Raw genomic sequence first — 5,922 nt, forward strand, 5'->3', positions numbered from 1 at the left:
CCCGTCCCAGCGAGCGGAGCGAGCGATTTGAACCAATTGTTATGCATTTCTAACTGAACACGCTAGCAATTGCACTTGCTATGCCTTCGATGACAGCCACGACCCCGTCGAGCATGGCTTCGAAGGTGCCGATTACTATCTCCAAAATTCCCTCGTCGCCCTGGACAAGAGGCGCAGCTGCTCCGGCAACGGAAACAGCCATAGCCGCCATAGCAACAGAGTTGAAACCCATGACCATAATGTAAATTGCAGAGACCATGAGCAAGACCGCGCACAGCGAATTAAAGGTCCTCAGCAATTTTGACCGTTTTACTTTCTTTTTCATTGCAACCCCGTTTGTTGCTGGATGCCAAATTTATGAATATGCCTAACGTTTGGTTAAGGGGCGGGCTTTAGCCTGTCCCAGTGAGCGAAGCGAGCGATTTGAACCAGTTGTTAGGTTGCTGACTCGGACTAGCTTTGGGGACTTGACTGACCACAAAGGTAAGGCTCGTGCTTGGGGTGCTTGATCTGAAGCTCAGTCAAGAGTGTTTCAGCCTCATGCTTTGTACTTTCTGGAATGGAAGTATTTATTCGTGATGTCAGTTGTTGTGCAGTAAATTTGATGAAATCTGAATTAGCTTGTGCCGCAGCAAGTTCTGCCCATGCCAATGCTTTGGCTTCGTTTCTTTGTATAGAACTATTTCCATTTAGATAAACAGTAGAAAGAAAAAGCATAGAGCTTGTGTCGCCAGCTTCCGCCGCTTGTGATAGCCATTTATAACTAGCAGGAGGATCCGTTTTCATAAGTTGGGCGCCTAGTATTCCCGAAGCTCCAGCGCACCCTCCTTCAGCCGAATCGCGAAGAAGTTCATGGGCTTGATTTTTATATGAATCTGAATCGCTTGATAATAACATTCCACCCAGAAAGAATTTTGCTACAGGATTTCCAGCTTCTGCCTCAGGCTTTAATGCTTTGATAAATGATTCAATCTTTTCTTTGTGTTCTCGATTGCTAAGTGCAAATTCTTCTAGGGCCAGTTGTGTGGCCTCAGTTGGAAGTGGAGCCGAGGTCGCTGGCAATGCAGGAATGATGAGTAAGAATAAGGCAGTCAATTTTTTCTTGAGATTAACTTTGGACATGTTTGAAACCTAACGTTTGGTTAAGGGGCGGGCTTTAGCCCGTCCCAGTGAGCGAAGCGAACGGTTTGAACCAGTTGTTAGCGGGCATCAAGTGGGTTGCCCAGTTGGCTGAGGCCTTCAATGTTGTCTGGTATTGACCAGTACAATTGCTCTAGCTCGTTGAAGTATAGAAATAGTGCGGCATCACTATCGCTCCCCAGATTATACTCTTGCCTAGTCAAGTAGTATGCCCACGAAGAGCTTTCGAATACTTCTTTATCTCCATTTTTCTCGTAGGTAAAAAATTCGGCATTAGGAGGCGGTAGAATGTTTAGAATTTCATTCTTCGGCATTCCAATTTTTAATTTTGTATAGTTGTTTTTTATGCGCTCTTGCTGCTCGGCTGGAGCGCTGTATGGAAAACTAGTTATGCTATCTAAAAATTTACCGAAATTGTATTTATTCGAAGACTTTGTTGTCGAGTTATATGTTGTCGTCTCAAAACATGCGGATAGCGATGCCATGAATATTAACAACATAAGAATTTTTAATTTGTGCATGGCATGATTATTCGTGTTGCCTGCTAACGTTTGGTTAAGGGGCGGGCTTTAGCCCGTCCCAGTGAGCGGAGCGAACGGTTTGAACCTATTGTTAGGTGGTGATAATAGAAAGCTCTCTTTCACCCAAAGGAAGTTCAGGCCCGGCGAACTCAGATAATCGCACAGATTTTTTTGCTAAGGGAGAGCTTGATTGATCTCCCTCCCAGCATAGGAAAATTTCAAGTTTAGAATTTCTGCTTAGTGCGTTACTTAAGTAGTCATGAAGGTGTTCAAGGTTTTTATTGGATTGGTAATCCGTGTTCATGAATCCGCAACCGCAGCCTTCATTAGAGCCGAGATATATTACATGCTCAAAAGAAAATTGTTGTTTTACAGGATTTTCAGCCTCTGAAAGCTCTTGGGTGTTAAATGAAGGATTTGCATTGTCCCAAACAATCTGAGGAAGTTCTATGTCTGACGCAAGGTATAGAGCCCAGCACATACGGCACCTAACGTTTGGTTAAGGGGCCGGCTTTAGCCGGTCCCAGCGAGCGGAGCGAGCGACTTGAACCAGTAGTTAGACGCGGTGACAAATCGAGCTCGGAATTTTCAGGCGACGCCAAATGTAGCTGAAGCCGAACCGAGATGTTGGGCAACGAACGTGCGTGGGCTGGCAGATACATAGCGGTAGGACAACCAATGGCGTTTGCCCCAGCGATGGGCCGGCAACGCCACCGCGAAAGGCTACGAACATTCAGATGTTTTGCGCGCCGACGCTCAATGCTTGCAACTGCGCTGATATTTGGCTGAGGGACTGAATTAATGCTTCCGTGCATATAACCCACCAAAATTAAGAGCCGCTTCTAACGTTTGGTTAAGGGGCGGGCTTTAGCACGTCCCAGTGAGCGAAGCGAGCGATTTGAACCACTAGTTAGAAGCCACCTAAATCGGTTCATAAACTATTTCAAATTCAGGACCAAGCTCTGCCTGAATCTCCGATAAGAAAGCGAGTGCTTCGGCCTCAAATTTCGCGTACTCATCGGGGCTCCAAGGGCCTGGGTCGGGCGGATACTCCCAATTTAAGGCGGTATCGTGCCACTGCGATAATGCATTTAACCGTTCGAGCATTACATCGCTCAGGAGTAATTTTTCTTCCACTGGGCCGACATCAAACTCTTTTATTGCTGCGTCATTACCACACCACAAGGAACCACCGCCCCACTCGAACATTAGTCTGATACGGAAAGCGCCGGACATTGATGTGGCCTCTAACGATTAAGCTAAGGGGCCGGCTCCAGCCGGTCCCAGTGAGCGAAGCGAACGATTTAAGCGCATTGTTAGCTGCTAGCCAATGCTGCTTTCTATTTTTTCAATTTCTACTTTGCTTAGAGGGCGCCAATCGAGCTCCCGAATGCCATAGTCTATAAAAGCATATTCGTATGCTTCTTCAAGTGACCACATTAGATGGTCGCCTTCTATAATGTTTCTTTCAAAATCTATATACCTTATTTCAAGGTAGAAGATTTGCCCTTCTGTGCTTGCAAGTCCAAATAGGACAATAGACGTAACTTCCGGCCTGAAATCATCCGGATGCCTTACGTGAGCGAATAGATACTTGGGTGATTCAATCATGGCAGCTAACGTTTGGTTAAGGGGCGGGCTTTAGCCCGTCCCAGCGAACGGAGTGAGCGGCTTGAACCGCTTGTTAGGCAGCGGAGCAAATAGGGCCTCGGTGGCTGATGCCGCACAGTGGCCGAACGGCTTCGACGGTTCAAGCCAGCACGTGAGGACTGAATCACATCGCTGTATGCCTCTGGTCGCCATACCCGGAGCCAAGGCGAGCACAGACGACGCACTAGATGGAAACGCAACGGACGCGTATGGAAAGAGGTACATGCGGCGGCGAGACAAACGTCCATGTATGCACGAGCCTAAAAAAGAAATGACGCCTAACGGTTGGTTAAGGGGCGGGCTTTAGCCCGTCCCAGCGAGCGGAGCGAGCGATTTGAACCACTTGTTAGCCATTGCTGGTGATTACACGGAGATTAAGCTGTTTATGGTTGCCGTGCTCTACAAGCTCCGGCTCGACCGGAAAAGAAAACTTTTTACCGCGAGAAATAACTTCCAGCTGCCACGATGAAAATTTTTGCTTGTTTGACGTTACGTACTCACCAAAACCTTTTATGACAGTTGAGTCATCAATGCTTACGGACACTAACTGGTCGGTATGAAAGTATTCTTCATCGGAACGTTGATTACTGTCGACTGGGTTTAATGTCAGCCGAAGAATAGCTTTGTCGTCGGCGATCTCTGATTCGTATTTTTCAGCTCCAATGCTATGCCCAGTGCTTGGGTGCTGGATATAAATGCTTGAATGACCTTTCCGAAGGCTACGAATCATTGTGGCTCCATGTGTGAAGGCTAACGACTAAGCTAAAGGGCGGCGGTACGCCGTCCCAGCGAACGGAGTGAGCGAGTTAAGCGACTTGTTAGGCCGCGTCACTAGGCTCCCAACGACGATATACAATATATTTTAAGGGTGACAACTGAGACGATGAGCATACAGATAAATGCTCATCGTCCATTATCCATGGTGCTGGAAAGCTTGAGATTACCTCTGCTGCAGCGCAAGAACACTTCTCCCACGCGATGTGATTGGGAGCGCCGTCGTATTCGAAGCGAAGACGCACCAAATGTATTGTGTCGTCAGCCTCAATAGATGCTTGGCGCAATTGAGGATGGATTTCACCAAGAAGTGCTTGGTGAACCGCGAGTACAAGGAACTGCTTTGCGGAGAAATTGCTCATGTGGCCTAACGATTAAGCTAAGGGGCTGGCTTTAGCCAGTCCCAGCGAACGAAGTGAGCGACTTGAGCGCATGGTTAGAGAATACCCATTTCTTCAGGCCATGCCTCATAACCTAACAACTTGGCAGATTTAACTAGGCACTGCTTCTCAGCGTCGGATGCTGAACCAAGCTCGGCAGCAATCGCTTCCAACAGCTCAACGTCAGCATCGCTATCCGAGTTGCTTTGGTCATTGATGTGTTTGCATGCAAGGATTAGCGTACGAGCGAGGAATTCCATAGTGTTCTCTAACGTTTGGTTAAGGGGCGGGCTTTAGCCCGTCCCAGTGAGCGAAGCGAACGATTTGAACCAATTGTTATATGCATTTGGCGCGAACGCCTGTGCTATTAACTAGGTTGTGCTTGGTTGTTTGCAGTGTTATGCGCTTGCTGCCAGTGAGCTATTGCTTGAGATGTGAATTCTTCAAACTGCTCTGAAGAGTCAAAGCTCCGTTTGGGTATTACGTGGAAAAGGCAGGCAGCTACTTGGATTAGCAAATAAGAGCCGGCTGGTTTTACCGAAACCACACCGTGCCACTTGTTAAGACTCTCATTGGCAGATGTTGTTTCAATAAGTCCCTCGGGAAGAAGCGTATAAGTATGCTCCCCAAGCACTCCATTTTTGGCGGACGACATTAATAAAATGGTGGTCATGTTGAACACGATGCCGAAAAACATACCAAGCAGCCCGCCAATTGCTGAGCTCACAAGATGAATTACAAGCTCGCGGGAATTTTCGGGTAAACCCTTGCTCCAGGTTATATATATAAATGTAAGAGATGCAATAACTAGGATTGTTATGTAGGTTGAACGCATCTTGGGGAGAACAGATAAATTAAACTTTATCAGGTCTAGCTTTCCAATATTGGTGGTTACTTTCATGCTGATCCTTGCATATAACGATTAAGCTAAGGGGCAGGCTTTAGCCTGTCCCAGCGAGTGAGACGAGCGGCTTGAGCGACTTGTTATATGCCTACCCACTGAAGTGCTCAAGGTCGCATGCTTTTATGAGCGGTGACAATGAATGTATTTCACCTTTACTTTTATGCCAAATTATATAGGTGTGATCCCAGCTCTCACTTATTGCACAAGAAAGCTCCTGAATAATAAAGGCAGAGAATTGTTCAGAGTCTTTATTCATTGCTTGTTCATATGTTGAGAGATATGACTCGATATCATTAACTTTAGCAACCTGTTTGGTTTCGTGAGAAATGGCAAGCATGGTGTAGCGCTGCGACAGCAGCCTTAAAAGGGTATTAAATTTCCCCCATTCGTTTGGCGTGACCTGATCAAGTTTATGAAGATTGTCTTTCCCAAGCCAGCCAGCCCAGAGAGAGACGAACTCAGGCTTGAAGTCAGATTTAAATGAATAGTCGGCACAATAATCTTCGTACATGATAGGTATATAACGTTTGGTTAAGGGGCGGGCTTTAGCCCG

11 protein-coding genes are annotated in these 5,922 nt (G+C 46.8%); all 11 read right to left on the reverse strand.

Annotated elements, in window-relative coordinates:
• Positions 1-49 precede the first annotated feature (49 nt).
• On the reverse strand, positions 50-325 hold the full coding sequence (locus EA797_RS21490; RefSeq protein WP_122168999.1) for a hypothetical protein: 276 nt from the start codon (positions 323-325) through the stop codon (positions 50-52).
• A gap of 128 nt (positions 326-453) precedes the next feature.
• Positions 454-1,122, reverse strand: coding sequence for a tetratricopeptide repeat protein (locus tag EA797_RS21495; protein ID WP_122169001.1), 669 nt, complete (start codon positions 1,120-1,122; stop codon positions 454-456).
• 77 nt (positions 1,123-1,199) lie between these two features.
• Positions 1,200-1,661 carry a hypothetical protein gene (locus EA797_RS21500; RefSeq protein WP_122169003.1) on the reverse strand — a complete coding sequence of 154 codons (462 nt, stop codon included), beginning with the start codon at positions 1,659-1,661 and terminating at the stop codon, positions 1,200-1,202.
• A gap of 91 nt (positions 1,662-1,752) precedes the next feature.
• On the reverse strand, positions 1,753-2,142 hold the full coding sequence (locus EA797_RS21740; RefSeq protein WP_147456832.1) for a hypothetical protein: 390 nt from the start codon (positions 2,140-2,142) through the stop codon (positions 1,753-1,755).
• 440 nt (positions 2,143-2,582) lie between these two features.
• Positions 2,583-2,897, reverse strand: coding sequence for a hypothetical protein (locus tag EA797_RS21505; RefSeq protein ID WP_122169005.1), 315 nt, complete (start codon positions 2,895-2,897; stop codon positions 2,583-2,585).
• An 87-nt stretch (positions 2,898-2,984) separates the two neighbouring features.
• A complete protein-coding gene (locus EA797_RS21510) occupies positions 2,985-3,272 on the reverse strand; it encodes a hypothetical protein (RefSeq protein ID WP_122169007.1) in 288 nt (95 codons plus the stop codon).
• Between the two features lie 385 nt (positions 3,273-3,657).
• Positions 3,658-4,041, reverse strand: coding sequence for a hypothetical protein (locus tag EA797_RS21515; protein ID WP_122169009.1), 384 nt, complete (start codon positions 4,039-4,041; stop codon positions 3,658-3,660).
• Positions 4,042-4,129: 88 nt separating this feature from the next.
• A complete protein-coding gene (locus EA797_RS22215) occupies positions 4,130-4,447 on the reverse strand; it encodes a MafI2 family immunity protein (RefSeq protein WP_122169011.1) in 318 nt (105 codons plus the stop codon).
• 74 nt (positions 4,448-4,521) lie between these two features.
• Positions 4,522-4,725, reverse strand: coding sequence for a hypothetical protein (locus EA797_RS21525; protein ID WP_122169013.1), 204 nt, complete (start codon positions 4,723-4,725; stop codon positions 4,522-4,524).
• A 107-nt stretch (positions 4,726-4,832) separates the two neighbouring features.
• On the reverse strand, positions 4,833-5,366 hold the full coding sequence (locus tag EA797_RS21530; protein ID WP_122169015.1) for a YcxB family protein: 534 nt from the start codon (positions 5,364-5,366) through the stop codon (positions 4,833-4,835).
• Positions 5,367-5,457: 91 nt separating this feature from the next.
• On the reverse strand, positions 5,458-5,922 hold a 465-nt coding region (locus EA797_RS21535; protein WP_208644482.1), incomplete at its 5' end, for a hypothetical protein.

Source organism: Stutzerimonas zhaodongensis, from assembly GCF_003696365.1.
GTDB lineage: Bacteria > Pseudomonadota > Gammaproteobacteria > Pseudomonadales > Pseudomonadaceae > Stutzerimonas > Stutzerimonas zhaodongensis.